This is a genomic window from Marinobacter sp., from assembly GCF_040904845.1.
Taxonomy (GTDB): Bacteria; Pseudomonadota; Gammaproteobacteria; order Pseudomonadales; family Oleiphilaceae; genus Marinobacter.
Genome location: NZ_JBBDSR010000097.1, coordinates 18,946 through 36,350, shown reverse-complemented (window position 1 = coordinate 36,350; position 17,405 = coordinate 18,946). Strand labels below are relative to the sequence as shown.

General features: G+C 57.0%; 11 protein-coding genes. 7 read left to right on the top strand and 4 right to left on the bottom strand.

All coding sequences use genetic code 11. The annotated features are described in order from the left end of the window. The first annotated feature begins 5 nt into the window (after positions 1–5). From WD429_RS12095 to WD429_RS12075, 5 genes are all read left to right on the top strand, one after another. Positions 6–6,431 carry an amino acid adenylation domain-containing protein gene (locus tag WD429_RS12095; protein WP_368422431.1) on the top strand — a complete coding sequence of 2,142 codons (6,426 nt, stop codon included), beginning with the start codon at positions 6–8 and terminating at the stop codon, positions 6,429–6,431. Between the two features lie 18 nt (positions 6,432–6,449). Further along, positions 6,450–7,223 (top strand): alpha/beta fold hydrolase, encoded by a 774-nt coding sequence (locus WD429_RS12090; protein WP_368422430.1) that lies wholly within the window; start codon positions 6,450–6,452, stop codon positions 7,221–7,223. Positions 7,224–7,250: 27 nt separating this feature from the next. Further along, the gene (locus WD429_RS12085) at positions 7,251–8,102 is read left to right on the top strand and encodes an alpha/beta hydrolase (protein ID WP_368422429.1); all 852 of its coding nucleotides are present in this window, start codon (positions 7,251–7,253) and stop codon (positions 8,100–8,102) included. After that, on the top strand, positions 8,099–9,253 hold the full coding sequence (locus WD429_RS12080; RefSeq protein ID WP_368422428.1) for an acyltransferase family protein: 1,155 nt from the start codon (positions 8,099–8,101) through the stop codon (positions 9,251–9,253). The genes WD429_RS12085 and WD429_RS12080 overlap by 4 nt, the downstream gene beginning before the upstream one ends. A gap of 226 nt (positions 9,254–9,479) precedes the next feature. Continuing rightward, positions 9,480–10,955 carry a hypothetical protein gene (locus tag WD429_RS12075; protein WP_368422427.1) on the top strand — a complete coding sequence of 492 codons (1,476 nt, stop codon included), beginning with the start codon at positions 9,480–9,482 and terminating at the stop codon, positions 10,953–10,955. Here the strand turns inward: WD429_RS12075 and WD429_RS12070 are convergent. From WD429_RS12070 to WD429_RS12060, 3 genes are all read right to left on the bottom strand, one after another. Continuing rightward, positions 10,952–11,650 carry a PEP-CTERM sorting domain-containing protein gene (locus WD429_RS12070; protein ID WP_368422426.1) on the bottom strand — a complete coding sequence of 233 codons (699 nt, stop codon included), beginning with the start codon at positions 11,648–11,650 and terminating at the stop codon, positions 10,952–10,954. The two genes, WD429_RS12075 and WD429_RS12070, sit on opposite strands and share 4 nt — an antisense overlap. 115 nt (positions 11,651–11,765) lie before the next feature. After that, a complete protein-coding gene (locus WD429_RS12065) occupies positions 11,766–12,920 on the bottom strand; it encodes a DegT/DnrJ/EryC1/StrS family aminotransferase (protein WP_368422425.1) in 1,155 nt (384 codons plus the stop codon). 22 nt (positions 12,921–12,942) lie between these two features. Continuing rightward, positions 12,943–14,076: a glycosyltransferase gene (locus WD429_RS12060; RefSeq protein ID WP_368422424.1), complete on the bottom strand. Its 1,134-nt coding sequence runs from the start codon at positions 14,074–14,076 to the stop codon at positions 12,943–12,945. A gap of 122 nt (positions 14,077–14,198) precedes the next feature. Between WD429_RS12060 and WD429_RS12055 the strand changes: the two genes are divergently transcribed. Beyond that, entirely contained in the window at positions 14,199–15,230 is a 1,032-nt protein-coding gene (locus WD429_RS12055; RefSeq protein WP_368422423.1) for a polysaccharide deacetylase family protein, read from the top strand. Continuing rightward, positions 15,227–16,342 (top strand): glycosyltransferase, encoded by a 1,116-nt coding sequence (locus WD429_RS12050; RefSeq protein WP_368422422.1) that lies wholly within the window; start codon positions 15,227–15,229, stop codon positions 16,340–16,342. The genes WD429_RS12055 and WD429_RS12050 overlap by 4 nt, the downstream gene beginning before the upstream one ends. Here the strand turns inward: WD429_RS12050 and WD429_RS12045 are convergent. Then, on the bottom strand, positions 16,324–17,379 hold the full coding sequence (locus tag WD429_RS12045) for a hypothetical protein (RefSeq protein WP_368422421.1): 1,056 nt from the start codon (positions 17,377–17,379) through the stop codon (positions 16,324–16,326). The two genes, WD429_RS12050 and WD429_RS12045, sit on opposite strands and share 19 nt — an antisense overlap. Positions 17,380–17,405: the final 26 nt, after the last annotated feature.

Below are 17,405 nucleotides of genomic sequence, written 5' to 3'. Positions count from 1 at the left end.
CGCTTATGAATACAGCAGTACTGACACACGTTAACCGCCACGATCCTTTCAGATTCGGCGAACTGGAAGGCACCATCGAAAGCACCGAAGCGCAGCGGGAAGTCTGGCTGGCGGCCCAGTTTGGCGATGACGCCAGCGCTGCGTTTAATGAATCGGTCTTTCTTCACCTGGTCGGCAGCGTTAACCAGCGCGCCTTAGTGGCCGCTCTGGAAGCCCTGTGGCAACGGCACGAAGCGGTGCGGAGCTGTTTCAGTGACGACGGCGAAACCCTTGTGGTCTACAAAGACCGCCCCGCCCCGGTCCATACTCATGACTTCCTCACCCTGTCACCGACCGACAGGAGCCGGCAACTGTCGGCCCTGGCGCGCGATGCCGTGGTGGAGCCGTTCGACCTGTTCGATGGCCCGCTTGCCCGGTTCGACGTCATCCGGTTTGACGAAACAGACACCCGCGTGCTGCTGACGCTTCACCACTCCATCTGTGACGGTTGGTCTCTGTACATCCTGGCCAGCGAACTGGGCAGCCTCTACGAGCGAGAATGCGCTCCGGCACAACCCGCGTTGCTGGAGGCTCCGTCCAGGTTCGGCGACTACGCACAATGGGAGCGAGGCGAGGAAACACGGGCTCTGCGCGAGCAAAGCATCGCCTACTGGACCCGCCGTTTTGCTGGCGGCATTCCCACTCTCGATCTGCCCTACGATCGGCCAAGGGGGCTGTCCCGCAGCTTCGCAGCCTTTCGCCTCGACAAACCCATGCCCTGGGATCTGCTCAAAGAACTTAAAGGGCTGGCCGCCAAAAACAACAGCACCATAACCACCACTCTGCTGGCGGCCTTTGCGGCGTATCTCAACCGCATCTCGGGCAGTGAAGAGATCGTTTTGGGGATTCCCTTTGCCGGGCAGATGGCCAGCGGGGAACACAGCCTTGTGGGGCATTGCGTCAACATCATTCCGCTTTACCTGACCGTGTCCCCGGACGATTCATTCCGCACGCTGCTCGCACGAGCCCAGCAGGCCATGCTCGACGCGTTCGAGCATCAGTACCTCACTTATGGCACATTGCTCCAGACCCTGGGCGTCGCCAGAGATCCGTCCAAACCGCCTCTGGTCTCGGTGCTGTTCAACGTGGATCAGGCCAACGAATCGGACTTCCGGTTTGCCGGGCTGGACACCCACTTCGAGTCCAACCCACGGGCGTTCGAAAACTTTGACCTGAACCTGAACATCACCTTGTCCGACCACTCAGCAGTAATGGAGTGCACCCATAATCTCCAGCTCTGGAACACCGACACCATGGACCGTCGCATGGACGAGCTGTTACTGCTGATGCGCGGAGCCCTCGAAAAACCCGACACGAACCTCTGGCAGCTCGAACTGTTGCGCCAATCAGACCGGGACTTTTACCACCAGGAATGGGCCGCAGCCAGGTGCGACTACGACCTGGCCAACCACAGCCTCCACGGCCTGATTGAAGCGGCCACCGATCGTTTTCCAGACCGCACCGCGCTGATTTACGAAACCGGGGAAATGTCCTTCCGCGAGCTTGATGAACGCGCGAACCAATTGGCTCACTGGTTAATGGATCGAGGCGTAGGCCCCGGAACCATTGTGCCAATCCTGATGGATCGCTCGCCGGCCATGCTCATTGCCATCAACGGCATTCTCAAGTCCGGCGGTGCCTACCTGCCATTGGACCCGGAGCATCCGCAGGACCGACTCGCCTTTATTGTCGACGAGGTGCAGTCCGGCTTCGTTCTTACCATGGCGTCACTGTCGCACCGCACACCGGACGGTACCGAGGCCATCGTCATCGACGACGGCGGTCTCGATCTGAGCCAGATGAGCATTGCCCGCCCCCGGTTGCCCTGTACCCCGGATCAGCTGGCCTACGTGATCTACACCTCAGGTTCCACGGGCAAACCGAAAGGCGTGATGCTGGAGCACCAGTCTATCTGCAACCATATGCTATGGATGCAGGACACCTTCCGCCTGGAACCGTCTGACGCGGTGATGCTCAAAACGCCCTACACCTTTGACGTGTCACTCTGTGAACTGTTCCTGCCGCTAATGACCGGCACACCGTTGGTCATCGCAAATCCCGGCGGCCACAAGGACCCGGAATACCTCGTTGAACTGATCAACCAGCATGGCATTACCCACATCCATTTTGTGCCGTCACTGGCCTACCTGTTTCTGGATGTCTGCGATCAGGCCCGCTGCCCCAGCCTGCGCCGTTTTCTGCTGACCGGTGAAGCCGTCAGCACGGAGCTGGAAACCCGCTTCGGGGAGTGTTTCCCCGCTGCCGAATGCTGGAACCTTTACGGCCCCACCGAAGCTGCCGTGCACGTCAGTAGCTGGCTGTGCGGGCAGGAGTCTTCTGACTTTACGGTATCCATTGGCAAGGCGCTGCCGAACACCCGGCTGTATGTGGTCGATAGCCACACCAATCTGCTGGGTCAAGGGCTGGTCGGCGAACTCTTGATTGGCGGGGTGCAGGTGGCTCGCGGTTATATCAACCGACCGGAACTCACGGCGGAGAAATTTATTGACGACCCATTTTCGGACGAACCGTTCAAAGCCTATCGCACGGGCGATCTGGTCAAAATGCAGCCAGATGGCGCGCTGGAATACATCGGTCGCAACGATTTTCAGGTAAAACTCCGGGGGTTGCGGATTGAGCTCGGGGAAATTGAATCGGTCATCCTTCGCTTTCCAGGCGTCACACAGTGCGCGGTACTGGCGCGGGAAGACCGAAAAAATGACCAACGCCTGGTCGCTTACATCGTGGCCAAACCGCAGCTGACAACCTGGTTGTCAGAGCTGAAGGCACACATCGCTGAAACCTTGCCCGATTACATGCTGCCCCAGCACTTTATTCAGCTGCCCGCCCTGCCCCTGACCTCCAGTGGCAAAGTGGATCGTAAATCGCTGCCACCGCCCGACACAGCCATCGCGGACGAGTCAGACTACGTGGCACCGGCATCCCGTCTGGAAACCGAACTCTGCGAGCTGTGGTCTCGTGTGCTGGGTGCGTCGTTGGTCAGTGTGACCGCCAATTTCTTTGACCTCGGCGGTCACTCGCTGCTGGGTACCCAGATGCTGGCACAGATCAAAAGTCGGTACGGTGTCAGTCTGGGGCTTGGCAAATTGTTCGAGGCACCCACCGTTCGTTCGCTCACAAAGCGAGTCGATCAGGCAAAACAAACCGGGGAACGCCCGGCCCGTATTCAGCCCGCGCCCGAGCACCAGGCCGTCTACGCCACGCCGCAGCAACAGGTGTGGTACCTGTATGAGAAAATTGTTCCGGAGGCGTTCGCGTTCAACCTTCCCGCCATCTTCCGGTTCCGCGGGGATCTGGATGTCCGCTCGCTGGAGCACGCGCTCGACACCGTTCTCCAACGCCATGACATTCTGCGGGCCAATTTCCTGAACCAGGACGGCCAGGTGCAGATCGTCACGAATAACGAGCGCAGCATTTCGCTCCCGCCCCAAACCCTGGCGGACTACGGCGTTTCATCGGTCGAATCGCTGGAAGACGTGCTCGAGGGCACCGTCGCCACCGGCTTCGATGTGGAATCGGACCCGCTTTTCAAAGCCACACTGATCGAAGTGGAGAAACAGGACCACATCCTGTTCCTGATGATCCACCACCTGGTGTTTGACGGCTGGTCGTTCGATTTGCTGCTCAAGGAAATGTGCACCTTGTACAACGCCTATACCCGAGGGCTGGGCGACCCGCTGCCCGCGTTACCGGTGCAGTTCCGGGATTACGCACACTGGCAGCACCAATGGCTGGAAAGTGACGCTTTGGAAAGCCATCTGGCGTACTGGAAAAATGCTCTGGGCGGCGAGCTTCCGGTGCTCCACCTGCCCCTGGACTTCGAGCGCCCTCACACACAGCCCCATCGCTGCAAAGGCGTAAAGTTCGCTATCGACCAGGCAACGGTAGCGGCGCTGGAAGTGGTCGCTGCCCGGCAGCACACCACGCTTTTCACCGTTTTAATGGCGGTGTATGTGCTGATGTTGCACCGCTTCAGCCGGCAGTCCGACCTGATCGTGAGCCTGCCGGTATACGCGCGGAATCAGGATGAACTCAGTGGCCTGATGGGCCCGCTCATCAATGCCCTGGCCTGCCGCTTTGACCTCAACAACCTTCGATCCATCGATGACCTGATCGAGCGCGTCAAGGACACCCTGCTCTCGGCCATGGAACATCAGGAGGCTCCTTTCGAGTCTGTTGTGCGCGCGATCAACCCGTCCCGCGATGCCTCCCGAAACCCGGTAGCGCAGACGCTGTTCAACTACCAGGATGTTCGCAACCGGCAAGACCAGATGGAGGGCATAGAGCGGTCACAGATCAATCTGGACCGGGTTGGCGTGGAAACCGATCTGGACGTCTGGTTCAAGCGCCACCTGCACGGCATTGAAGCGGGGTTCGAGTACCCGATCGAGCTGTTCAAACGCACCACCATTGAAGCGCTGGTGACCAGCTTTACCGACAGCATCCGGACCATTACCCATGCCTCGGCACCGGTGCTTCTTGAGCCTTTGATCCACGCCACCGACCCCGAGCTCAATAACATCGCAGCGTGGAACGAGACAGCGCTCGACTGTCCGTTTGAGCAGGGTTTTCTCTCGGAATTCCAGCGCCAGATCGAGCGTTGTCCGGATAAAACAGCCTGTGTGGCCGGCGAAGTGCAGCGGTCTTACACCGAACTTGACCAGCACAGTAACCAGCTCGCCCGCTTCCTCGCGGCACAGGGTGTGAAGTCCGGCGAGGTTGTTGCGTTGCTGATGGAGCGGACGCTAGACCTGCCAGCCACCGTCATCGCGCTCTGGAAGCTGGGGGCTGCGTATGTGCCCCTGGACCCGGCCTACCCGGATGAGCGCATCAAGGCCATTCTTGAAGTGGCCCAGTCGCGCCTGCTGCTGACCAATACGGCTTATGCCAACATTGACGGCGGTGACGCGGTAACAGTCGTCGTCCTTGATGATCATGCCGAAGCCATCGGGCAACAGCAGACAGGGCCCGTGGTTTCGTCGCTGCAGCCCACACAACTGGCTTATATTATATTCACATCCGGTTCTACGGGTGTGCCCAAAGGTGTCGAGGTCAGCCACGGCGCGTTGCACAATTTCCTGATGGCCGTGGCCCGTGAACCCGGCCTGAACGACGATGACCGGTTGCTCGCCATTACCACCCTGGCATTCGACATCTCATTGCTGGAACTGTTCCTGCCACTTACCGTGGGTGCCACCCTGGTCATCGCCTCACAGAGCCAGAGCGGCGACCCTCACCAACTGAAAGCGATGCTGGAGAAAGAGAAGATCACCGCGTTGCAGGCCACACCGGCGGCATGGCGATTACTGATGAACGCTGGCTTCAAGCCCGGATCTCCGCTTAAGGGACTGATTGGCGGTGAAAAACTGCCAGGCGATCTGGCCGCCGTGCTGGTGGATCAGGGCATAGAGTTGTGGAACATGTACGGTCCTACGGAAGCCACCGTCTGGACCAGCTGTTTCCGGGTGATGGCCGACCCAGACGGCAACCATCCACGCATACTGATCGGCAGGCCGCTGGCCAACACCCAGCTGCACGTTCTGGATGACAACGGCAATACCCTGCCCCTGGGCGTTTATGGTGAACTCTGCATCGGCGGTGCGGGCCTGGCCATTGGTTACCGTAACAACCCCACGCAGACCGCCGAACGGTTTGTTCAGCATGCCAGCGGCGAGCGGCTTTATCGTACCGGGGATCTGGCCCGCTGGACCCGGGACGGTCAGATTGAATTTGGTGACCGCATTGATAATCAGGTCAAAGTCCGCGGCTACCGGATTGAGCTTGAGGAAATTGAGATCCAGCTTCGCACTCATCCGGCCATCGCCGATGCCGCGATGGTGGTACAGGACCTCGGAGCCGACGACCACCGGCTGATTGCCCACATTGTGTATCGCGGCCAGGATCGGCCCACCAGTAGTGAGTTGCGCAAACACCTGCGGCAATTCCTGCCGGATTACATGATGCCCCAGCAATTCACCACCCACGACCAGTTGCCTCTTCTGCCCTCCGGCAAGGTAAACCGGAAATCACTGGCACAGATGAGCGTGAACCCTGCACCGGCCCGGGCAGCCCATCGGGAACCGACGGAAATCGAGGCCAGCCTGATGGACATCTGGAAGGCGAGGCTCAAACGCGACCAGGTTGCCCTGGAAGACCAGTTCCTGGACGTTGGCGGCCACTCCCTTCTGGCCCTGCAGGTCATTGTGGATGTGGAGCACGCACTGGGTGTGCGGTTAATGCCCCAGGATCTGTGGGTCAACACGCTGGAACAGCTCGGGCATCTGGTGGATCAGAAGCGGCCACCGAAGCAAGCACCTGCCGAGAACACCCCCGGCAAAACCCTGTTCAGACGGCTTTTTGGGTCGCAGTAACATCGCGAGGAGTGGAGTTTGGAAGCATTTTATTTTGGACCGTCTGAAAGTTATCTGTTTGGAGTCTTTCACCCGCGCCAAGGCATGAACCGGGACGAAGCGGTCGTGTTGTGCAACCCATTTGGCCAGGAATACCTGAGAGCCCACAAATCGGTTCGGCGGTTGGCGATTAACCTCGCGGAACAAGGGTACTCGGTATTGCGGTTTGACTACCGGGGCACGGGCGATTCCGCGGGGGACCTGACCGCTGTCACCGCTGATCACTGGGTTAAAGATATCGGCCACGCTATCCAGGAAGTGATGGACATGTCCGCCGCACGGCGTGTTGCCGTGGTGGGCCTGCGGCTCGGCGGGCTCATGGCAGCGCACGTGGCACGGGCAAACAGCGCGGTGTCCAGGCTGGTGCTCTGGGACCCCATCATAGACGGTGCCGCCTACGTTGATGGCATCCGTGCCGCCATTGCGGAAGCCCAACTGCAGGGCAGCGACTCCCGGATTGTGGCTGAAGACGGCACCCTGCACTTCAATGGGTTCTGCATGCCTCCCGAGTTTCAGGAAACCTTGCGAGCCATGCGCCTGGACGACGTAACGCCGCAGTTGAGGATACCCATCGCCCAGATTGTGTCCCATGAGCACGACGATTTCATGGGCGTTAATCGCAGCCTGGACAGCCGGCCGGATTTCCATTTCGAGCTCGCACCCGCCCCCCACAACTGGAATTACGTGGATCATGTTGGCGGAATTCTGTGGCCTAAACCGGTCATCGATGCGATCGGACAGTATTTTGATTAGGCGCGGCCTTATTCCACAGGAGGGATCATGCGAGAACAGGTAGCCATGGTCGGCAATGACCTGCCGCTGGTTGGCGTGCTCTGCGAGCCCGAACCCGACCACAACAACGCCCCGACCACCGCCGTTATTTTGCTCAACTCCGGGGTTATCCACCGTGTTGGTTCCTGCCGCCTGTCCGTCACCCTGGCCCGCTCGTTGACGAAAGAGGCTGGCCTGGCAACGTTTCGCTTCGATTTTTCGGGCATCGGTGACAGCGATGCCCGGCGGGGCACGCTCACCGCCGCCCAGGCAGCCGTGGAAGAGGTTCAGGAGGTCATGAACCACCTCACCCAGTGGAAACAGTATGACCGCTACATTCTTTATGGCCTGTGTTCCGGAGCCTTTGCGTCCTATCGCACGGCACTCAGCGATAAGCGGGTTGTAGCGACCATCCAGCTGGATGGGTACTGCTACATGACCTGGAAAAGCCACCTGCTGCATTACGCCCCAAATCTGCTTTCCCTGCCACGCTGGGGGCAATTCCTTCTCCGCAAACTGGGGCTTCGCAAGCTCAAGAAAGGCGTTGAGGTTTCCGGCATCGAAGAACGCTATTTCGAGGTGCCCGGCTTTGCCGGATACCCGCCCAGAGATGAAGTTCGGCAAGGCCTGAAGGCACTGAATGACCGGGGCCTGCACATGCTCTACGTCTTCTTCGGCAACGAATATTATGTCTATCAGAATCAGTTCGAGGACTGTTTCAGTCCGGTGGCGTTTGGCGACAATCTGACCATTATCCACCGGCCCGACGCCACGCACATTCTCTCGGAGCCGGCAGACCGGTCCTCGGTTGTTGAATCCATCACCCAGTGGGTTGGCGAACTGGCGCGGCGATCATCATGAACGCGCTCCCCAGGCAGGAATTGACGGCACTGACCTCGCTGCGAGGCATAGCGGCCGTGCTGGTCATGCTCCATCACTTCACGATGGTGGTTTTGAAAGACCTGGTGCAGGCCAGCCCCACCTCCCTGATTCCCAAGTCCTATCTATGGGTTGATCTGTTTTTCATTCTCAGCGGATTTGTCCTGGCTTATGGGTATCACACCACCTTTCACCAACGGATCCAGCCGGGACAGTACCTGCGTTTCATTCAGGCCCGCTTCGCCCGGATTTACCCGTTGCACCTGTTCATGCTGATGCTTTTCGTGGCCTACGAGAGCCTGCAGTGGTTGCTCAGTGACCTCGGTGCCCAGGGTATGTCCCACGTGGAAGCACCTTTTACAAAAGGCCAAAGCCTCTACACCCTGAAGACCAACCTTTTGCTGATTCAGACCATACACTGGCGCGCATACTGGAACGAACCCGCCTGGTCCATCAGCGCCGAGTGGATGATTTACTTCACCTTACCGTTCCTGATCGCCATCCTGTTCCGCCTGCGCAGCACCTGGATCCTCCCTATTGCTGCCCTGGCCATCATCCCGCTGATCATCATAGAGACGTATTTCGGCGATCTTGGCTTGTACTACGCTGGATGGCCCATGCTGATCCGTTGTGCCTGCGAAGCCATCCTCGGGATTCTCGCCTACCGGTGTTATCAGCTTGGCTTATTCAGCCACATTGCGTCTGTAAAGCTGCTGACCCCGGCACTGATTCTCAACCTTGTTCTGTTGGCGCTTCCAGGCCCCGGGGTGCCATCCGTCATCGGGTTCGCATGGCTGGTGCTGTGTGCCTCGCGGCTGCAACAACATCAGCCCCACTTCCTGAACACCAACTGGGTTGTTTACATGGGTAGCGTCTCCTATTCCATTTACCTGGTGCACTGGCTGATTCTCGATATCGTTAAGGATGGTGCCCGCTTCCTGACCGGCGTGCCGGCTGATCAGGCCCTCACTCCCACCCTGCAGGGCATCATGCTTATTATCATGGTCGGACTGACGTTCGGAATATCGCACCTGACCTACCGCTACATCGAAAACCCCATGCGAAAGCGCCTGAAACCCTCTTCAAAAAAGACACGGTCACAATCTGAAGTACGTCATAACATCGACTCATGACCTCAGCTTTTCCCGAATAAAAACTGCTTACATATAATGACAAAAACTAACATCGCGCCTTTGAATCCCCCCGCCATATGCCATGCTTAGATAACGTGAGTGTTTATATTTTTCCTTTCTGAATATGCCTACAGAGGGTGCTGTCATGGTCAGAACCAAAACGGTAGTACTTCTCTCATTAGCAAGCACATTTGTTGTGGGTTGTGCTACGCGACCAGGGACGGATGTGGGCGACTTTCCTCCTCCTGCGGCTGGCGGGTCTATTGAGCATGTGATCGATAACAGCGACCCCGCCTTCTATACGGAGGGCGACTGGAAACGCTCCGTGGCATCATCCGGCTTTCAGGGGCAGGACTATTTAGCTGCGGAATCCGGGAGTGGCAACCGGGTTGCCACCTGGAACCTCAACATTATCAAAACCTTCGACATTTACGCGAAATGGACCACACACCCCAACAGGGGCTCTGACGTTAAATATGTTATCCACCATCTGGATGACCGGGATAACCTGGTGACGGATACTGTCACAGTGGATCAACGTGAGAACGGCGGCGAGTGGTTCAAGCTGGGCTCCTACCGCATGTCGGCCCTGACGGGCCGCGTGACCGTCAGTGACAACACAGACGGATACGCCATTGCCGACGCCATTCTGTTTCGCGAGCTGGGTGTCCCGGGTGAAGACCCGGATGATGAACCGGATGACACCGCCGATAGCGACGGCGACGGTCTCCCGGACGAATGGGAGCGCCGATATGGGCTGGATCCCAACGACCCATCAGACGCCAGTGGTGACCTGGACAATGACGGGCTATCCAATCGTGACGAGTTTGTTTCACAGACCAATCCAACCGAGGCCGATACAGACAGCGACGGCATGCCCGACGGCTACGAAGTGGACTATGGCCTGGACCCCTCCGGCAATGATCGCGACGGTGACGACGATGGCGATGGCCTCACCAACTATCAGGAGTACCTGGCAGACTCAGACCCCGGCGATAGAGACAGCGGCCTCACCGGCACCAGTGTTTTGCTGACGTGGAACACCCCGACAGAGCGGGAGGATGGCACGCCTCTTGGTGACGATGAAATCGTGCAGTATGAGATTGCCTATTCACCAGAGGCGGTGGCCGGAGAAACGGTCATCGACAATCAATCTGACGGGTTCGTGTCTTATGGCAGCAATGGCTTTGACTCAAGCAGCACCGGCGGATATCAGGGAGGTGACTATTTCACCATGCCGGAAGGCTCGGGGGAAAGCTCCGCAGAATGGCGGTTAGCTAACCTCTCCACAGGTGTACAGTACGCGCTTGACGCCAACTGGACGTCGCACCCGAACCGTGCCTCTAACGCAACCTACGAGTACACATTTACCAACGATAATGGCTCACAAACCACTGATAGCGTCACAGTCGATCAGAGAGAAGGTGGTGGCAACTGGCAGGAGCTTGGCACTTTCAAGGCCGGTGACTCCACGCTGACGGTCAGAATCACCAACGACGCCAACGGCTATGTCATCGCCGATGCCGTCAGGATAAACCCGGTCGCCGGCAAGGATCAGTCCATCGTAGTGGATCGCCCCATCGACAACAGTTACGTGATCAAAGATCTGGCTGAGGGAGAGTGGCAATTCAAGATTCGCGCTATCGATTCCGAAGGCCTGAAGAGCAACTACTCAGACGTTCAGACTCGCACCGTGGACTAACCCGCCAGGCGGCCCCGGGGCGACGGAGGCCGCCTCCTTAGGGCCCTGAAGCATACCATCGCGAAGCCCCCAAGGCTCAACAACCACGCAGTCGCTGGCTCGGGCACTTCAATCACTGAAAGTATTTTGCCGCTAAGATCGGATTCGATACCCGCTCCGGTATTCGGATCCACGATGGCCCAGAAGTTAAAACTAAAAGTGCCTGAATGGAACCATGCCGGGTCCATCCGGCCGTCGGTCTTCACCAGGCGCTGCTCCTCAGGAATAGGCTCAAGCCCGAGCTGATCAAACCCTAAAAACGTGAGGTATACATCAACAGGGTCGATATCACCCAGATTGCCAATGGGCGGGTTGAGCGGAGATGACGATCCGGGTGTATAGAAACGTTCCGTCGAAGCATCACCCGATGCGTAAAAAGCGACGGTGTCCTGTTGGCTGAAGTGCCATTGGCCGATGTTGCCGAAAAAGCTGACCTTATGTTCGCTGTTTTCATAACTCAGCGTCATTTTGATCAGAAAGTCATCACCGATGGCAATATCACGTAAATAATCAGCGGACTCCGCAGGCCCGGAGACCTTGCCGGCAAGGTCGTAGTTCCAGATAGGCGCTGAGACGCCAATGGCGGGGATTGATAACAACATAAAAGCGAATACAGTGCGCATAGAGATCTCCTTATCCAGAATGCTTTCAGCCATGTAAGCAAGCAATCCATGGGCCGCAGAGCGCAATCTCCTTATATTCCCTCCACAACCAGAGCGCTCACAAAATCATGAGCCGCAGGAGCGACCAAAACTGTAAAAAACCCTGACTCTACCTGGGACCAAATAACACCAGTATCGAAGCGATACGCTGAACATCGACACTTGTTACATCTTCATGGGAAGGCAGTGTTACCAAACGCGACGCAAAATCAGCGGCCACCGAGTACTCGCCTGAACGACCCAACACGGACATACCTTTGATTTCCGGGAGTGTAACTTCATACAACCCATTCGCGCCGATGCCTGCATCGTTTAAGGCCTTGAGCGCCTCCTTGCGCCGACCAGCGTCAGGGGCTAACACGCCAAACCTTAACCTGGGGCGATCAGGCTGCACCCCAATGGCCGAAAAACGCTCCGTACTCAGCAGAACCCAACCCCTTTTTTCGAGGCTGCTCAACGCTTGTTCATACTCACTGTGGATCAAGGGCCGTTCATCAAACTCTCGCAGCCCGCCGTGTAACAGCGCCAGCGGGAATGTAAGCCGCGTTGCATGGTCATGAGGATGGAAACGGGTTTTTCCCAGCCCGAGAAATGGCAACTTTTCCAATAGTGCATATGCTGGCCGTGTCATTAGAAGGTTGAAAACTAACCGTTTCACCTGCCAGGCAAACCCTGTATGAATGGCACGGTCTGGAACCTGATCCAGAAACCGACGCTGCCGTGACGTCAAGGGCTCCCGACACAGCAAGGCCCCGCCCCCCATAAGGTTAATGGGCTTGCCGCGACCAAAGCTCAGCACGACAAAGTCAGCCAGAACCTGTTCAACACTCCGGGGCGGGAAACACTGAGCAGAATCCTCGATCAGCCGCAGGTTGCGCTTTCGGCAGATCCCCGCCAACGATTCAAGCCGTTCCGGAATACCCAGTAAACCGACACCCACGACAGCGACGGTCTGCTCGGTTATAGCACTCACCAGACAGTGTAAGTCCATAAAGGGTGTGTCAGGTTTCAGATCCACCAGAACCGGCCTGGCCCCCTGACAAAGAATGGCTGTAACGAGATCCGGGCAGCCATACGCCGGAATAATCACTTCAGGCCGGGTAACATCGGGTCTGTCGAGCATCGCCAGACCCACAGCCAGGGCCAGCGCATCTGTACCTGAGCCACAATACTCGGCCGTATAAACCCCCTCCCAGGGCAACACCACCGGCTGTGACGTTAGACGCGGAACCCGGCTTCCGACGGGCCTCAATTTACCTGCCATGAACTTACGCCCTTTCACCGGATCAACGCTGTGATGGGGCCCATACCGTCATGCGCTTGCCCGAGAGAAAGCTGACGAATGCATGGGCCACGGCCAGGTTCACCTGAATAAAGAAGTAGGGAATTTTCACCGGCGCATAGGCCCGCAAGCGCGGTGAAATGTGACCACTTAGCGCCAGGCCGTAAAAAACAGCCTGGGCGGCCAGCACCAAAGTGTAGAAGCCCCCCTTTCCCGCCAGTAGCAGCGAGCTCGCCAGCAGCAATACCTGAAACCACGGAACCGCCCAACGCATCAGCTTATGGCCGAACACCTGGAACGAAAACAGACCAAACGTCGATGGATTCAGTACCTCCAGATGCCGGCTTAACGCGGTTAAGCCCCGGATAATGGTCCTGACCTTGCGCTGATACTCCTTTCCCGCGTCCGCCACATCCTTGTAATAACCGAGCACGTCCGCTGCCGTGACCGCAACCAGCCCACAGCGGGCGCAGTTCAGCGCCGTATTGAAATCGCTGGGAGAGAGTATGTCCCAATCATCACAAACCGACCGCCGCGCGGCGAAAAAGGATCCGCTTAACCCAACCAGCCCGGCCTTCTTTGACTCCAACCCCCGCAGCCACATTTCATAGCGCACATAGGCACCTTCCCCCACAATACTGCCATCGCGACTGATAAAGCGGTCTTCACTGGAAACCGCCCCGACCGCGGTGTCCTCAAAATACCGCACCATACGGCCAATGGCGTCTTCCGGAATGGACGTTGCCACATCGGAAAACACCAGTATGTCACCGGTTGCCTGGGTAATCGCCTGCAACTGCGCATACTCTTTGCCCTTACGAACGTCCGCACGGGCCAGGCGAACGCCCTGCTCGTGATATTCGTTGACGATCTGGTCAGTACTGTCCGACGAGGCGTCGGAAGCAATCAGAATTTCCAGATCCGGGTAGTTGAGAGTGAGGCAATTCTGGATTTTTTCGCGAATCCTGGACTCTTCATTATGAGCCGTAACGATCAATGAAACTCTGGGCAAGGCCGTGTTCGTGGTGTTGATCGTACTGGTAGATCGCCGTGCAGGAATCACTGAGAGAATTAATGGGTACAGGAAGTAGCTGAAGGCAGAGCCTATCAGTGAAAGCCAGAATATTAACTGAAGCATTGGTTCAAATCCCTTGAAACCTTAGTGACGAGGTCACTGGTAAACTGCCAGAATAGCTGTTACAAAACTATACACTGACGCAAAGTCGGAAACCACTGGAACACTAGCGGAGACATAAGGTAGTGGCTCGCTTGAAACTCTTTGCCAAACACTGTGCCAATCTTGTCCTTGCACTGTATGGCTATGCCCGTATAAAAACGACAAATACCCCCACGCTGCTGATCCTTAACTACCATAGGGTCCTTCCCACTTCCCACCCGGACAGGGAGAATGAGCAGCCCGGCATGGTGGTATCTCCGGAACGACTTAAGGCGCATATTCAACTCGTTAAACAGGTTGGCTACGTTCCCATGGATCTCGACAGTTGGGTCACGGCTTATACCCGTAATCAGGACCTGCCAGACAAAGCAGTCGCTTTTACCTTTGATGACGGCTGGAGGGACAACTACGAATTTGCATGGCCGGTTCTTAAAGAGGAGCAGGTACCAGCAACCGTTTTCCTGGTGACCAATCTCGTCGGCACGATGAAGGAATTTTGGCCTGAACAGATTCTGAGGCTTCTTACGAGCCATCTTGTGCCACTCGAAGGTGATGCGTTTGCATGGCTCAGGCCTTTCCTGCCTCAACACAGGTTGCCGGAATCGGTCTCTGGACTTTCGCTCTCCGATGCAGACAACGTTGTCCTGGAACTGAAAGCTATGACCGACCAAGCCATTTACGCTGGCCTTGACCAGATTTATAGCACCCACCCTGACCTCCGACCCTCACCCGAATCGCGAGCCATCCTCAACAGCTCGGAACTTGATGAAATGTCGAGTGGAGATTTGGTCAGTTTTGGGGCCCATACCCGAAACCACTTCCGTCTGAACAGGCTCGAGACAGATTCAGACGTCGAGCGCGAAATCGTCGGGTGTCTGGAGGATCTGAAGCGCATCACCGCCAGTGCCGTCCCTATTTTTTGCTATCCAAACGGTGACATAACAGACTCGGGTAAGCAGCTTGTGGCAAGTCACTACCACGCAGCATGCACCACCAAAATCGGTTGGAACCGCGCTGGCTGCAGCCCTTTCGACCTCCATCGCTTTAATCTGCACGATGGCAATAGCTACAACTCACGACGACTACTCGCAACCATCGGGCGCGGCCTGCTATGACGGCAGCCGTTCGCCCTGTCGTTACTCATGTCATTTCGGGAGACCTTTGGGCCGGCGCGGAAGTGCAAGTTTTCAACCTTTGCCAGGCATTACAAAGCTCAGGCGAGGTTGACGTCACCGTGGTGGTGTTTAACCACGGCGTGCTGCACGAAAAGCTTACATCCCTTGGCATTCCGGTCACGCTGGCCGATGAGCGTAAGCTTGGCTCATGGGCAATAGCGATCGCTATTTCGCGCCATTGCAAACGTGTTGGCAGCCAGATCGTTCACACCCACGGGTTCAAGGAAAATGTGCTTGGCATCATCGGGAAGGAACTCTCCCGCACCCCAGCCTCTGTACGGACCGTCCATGGCAACCCGGAAATTCGGCTCTCATTGACCCGACCGGACAAATGGATCGTCAATAAAATAGACCTGTGGATGAGCAAAGTCCGGCAGCAAGCGATTATTGCCGTTTCCTCTCAACTTGAGGAAAAGCTACGCACGATTTTTCCGGAAAAAGTCCGCAAGATTTTCAATTTCATTGATGTGGATGCATTACGTGCCGATTGCAGCATTCCTCGCACTGGCCATGACGATGCACTCCAATGTGGCATCGTCGGGCGTCTTGTGCCGGTCAAACGGGTGGATCTGTTCATCGATACCATCGAGTTACTGAATAAACAGGGCGTTCCCTGCCGGGGGACTATCATTGGCGCAGGCCCACTGGAAAATCAACTTCGCGCGCGGGCATCCGAAAGCCAACTTACGCATGAGATTACGTTCAAGGGATTTGTCAACCCAGCCTGGCCTGAACTCAAGGCCCTCGATGCGCTATTGATGACATCCGATCATGAAGGGTTGCCAATGACGTTGCTGGAAGCGCTGGCCCTGGAAGTTCCGGTTATTGCTCACAACGTGGGTGGCATTCCAGAGGTGTTGGCCGGTGGGCGCTGTGGCTGGCTTGTCGACGACCATTCACCAGCCGGCTATGCGGAAGCGCTTCAGTCGATGTTAGCCTCTCCCGAACACGCCAAACAGAAAAGCCAGACCGGCCTTGAGCAGGTTCGAAAACTGTTTGACCGCTCTTCCCAAACTGAAAAATACCTGACTCTTTACCAAGAACTCTGTTGAAGTGACCGGTAAAGCTCCTCGTGCAGCCGGGAGACATTCTCCCAGGACAGCTCTGTGTCCGCATGATGCCGGTTGACCTCGCCCAGCGATGACCCCGTCAGGCGTACTGCATCATCGACGGCCGCCTTGAACGTACTCCGTTTGAACGGCGTGAACACCGGGTTTCCCAGCCGCTTCAGCTCCTCACCGATAACCCCGATATCAGGGCCGATAACAACCTTGCCAAAGGTGAAGCCAAGCGCCACGTTCCCCGAATTCAACGTATCGACCCTCGGGATCAGCAGGGCGTCGCAGTCGGAGACAACCGTTGCCACCTGATCGTCAGGAATTTTACCGGGTATGAGTTGGATATTGCGCCGCCACCGAAGGGGAAGTTGCATGCGGTAATACCTGAATTTTTTCCGCGACCCCGAAAACACCCGACCGGCAACAATAAGTTTCCCACCATGCGATGACAGGCAGTCTGCCACGCGGCAAATGGTATAAACCTCTTCGGGTTTTCTCACAGCGCCAAAACACAGCACCGTAAAGTGCTCCCTGGTCTTTCCCATTGACCCATTTTCCGTCTGCAGTCTTTTGAAAACGTCGTAATTTCCGTGAGGGATAACGCAGTGCCGCGCACGTGATGCAATGTTTGCCCCTGCGATCGCTTTGACGGAGGCGCGTCCCAAGTGAACAAGAGCGTCCAAAGACAGATAAAGGCAAGCGTACAGGCGGGAAAACAGCGGATTGGCCAGTACATGGGGCGCTTCATTATGAACCGTACCCACCAACGTGATGCCGCGCTCCCGGCAGTGCCGGAGCTTCTCTTCCATTCGCAGGATGTCGGCGTCGGTCACCCTGGCGTTCCAGCCAAAGATCGCTTCAGGCCATTGAAAATGAACCACATCGTAGTCCAATTCCTCTTCATCAAGAAATTCCCGATGGTCTTGCACGCAGGTGACATCTGGTCGCTCGTTCAAAGATCGGAGCAGTTCCGAGACATACGGGTTACCCGATGGTGGGCAGGCAAGAAGCACCCGGAGAGGCGTTGTCATTTCAGTTTCGGCTCCTTGCCAAATCG

What these genes read in the sequence shown, in the direction of transcription:
- WD429_RS12095 (WP_368422431.1), top strand. Translation starts at nt 6, where the DNA reads ATGAATACAGCAGTACTGACACACGTTAACCGCCACGATCCTTTCAGA.
- WD429_RS12085 (WP_368422429.1), top strand. Translation starts at nt 7,251, where the DNA reads ATGCGAGAACAGGTAGCCATGGTCGGCAATGACCTGCCGCTGGTTGGC.
- WD429_RS12080 (WP_368422428.1), top strand. Translation starts at nt 8,099, where the DNA reads ATGAACGCGCTCCCCAGGCAGGAATTGACGGCACTGACCTCGCTGCGA.
- WD429_RS12070 (WP_368422426.1), bottom strand. Translation starts at nt 11,650, where the DNA reads ATGGCTGAAAGCATTCTGGATAAGGAGATCTCTATGCGCACTGTATTC.
- WD429_RS12065 (WP_368422425.1), bottom strand. Translation starts at nt 12,920, where the DNA reads ATGGCAGGTAAATTGAGGCCCGTCGGAAGCCGGGTTCCGCGTCTAACG.
- WD429_RS12060 (WP_368422424.1), bottom strand. Translation starts at nt 14,076, where the DNA reads ATGCTTCAGTTAATATTCTGGCTTTCACTGATAGGCTCTGCCTTCAGC.
- WD429_RS12050 (WP_368422422.1), top strand. Translation starts at nt 15,227, where the DNA reads ATGACGGCAGCCGTTCGCCCTGTCGTTACTCATGTCATTTCGGGAGAC.
- WD429_RS12045 (WP_368422421.1), bottom strand. Translation starts at nt 17,379, where the DNA reads ATGACAACGCCTCTCCGGGTGCTTCTTGCCTGCCCACCATCGGGTAAC.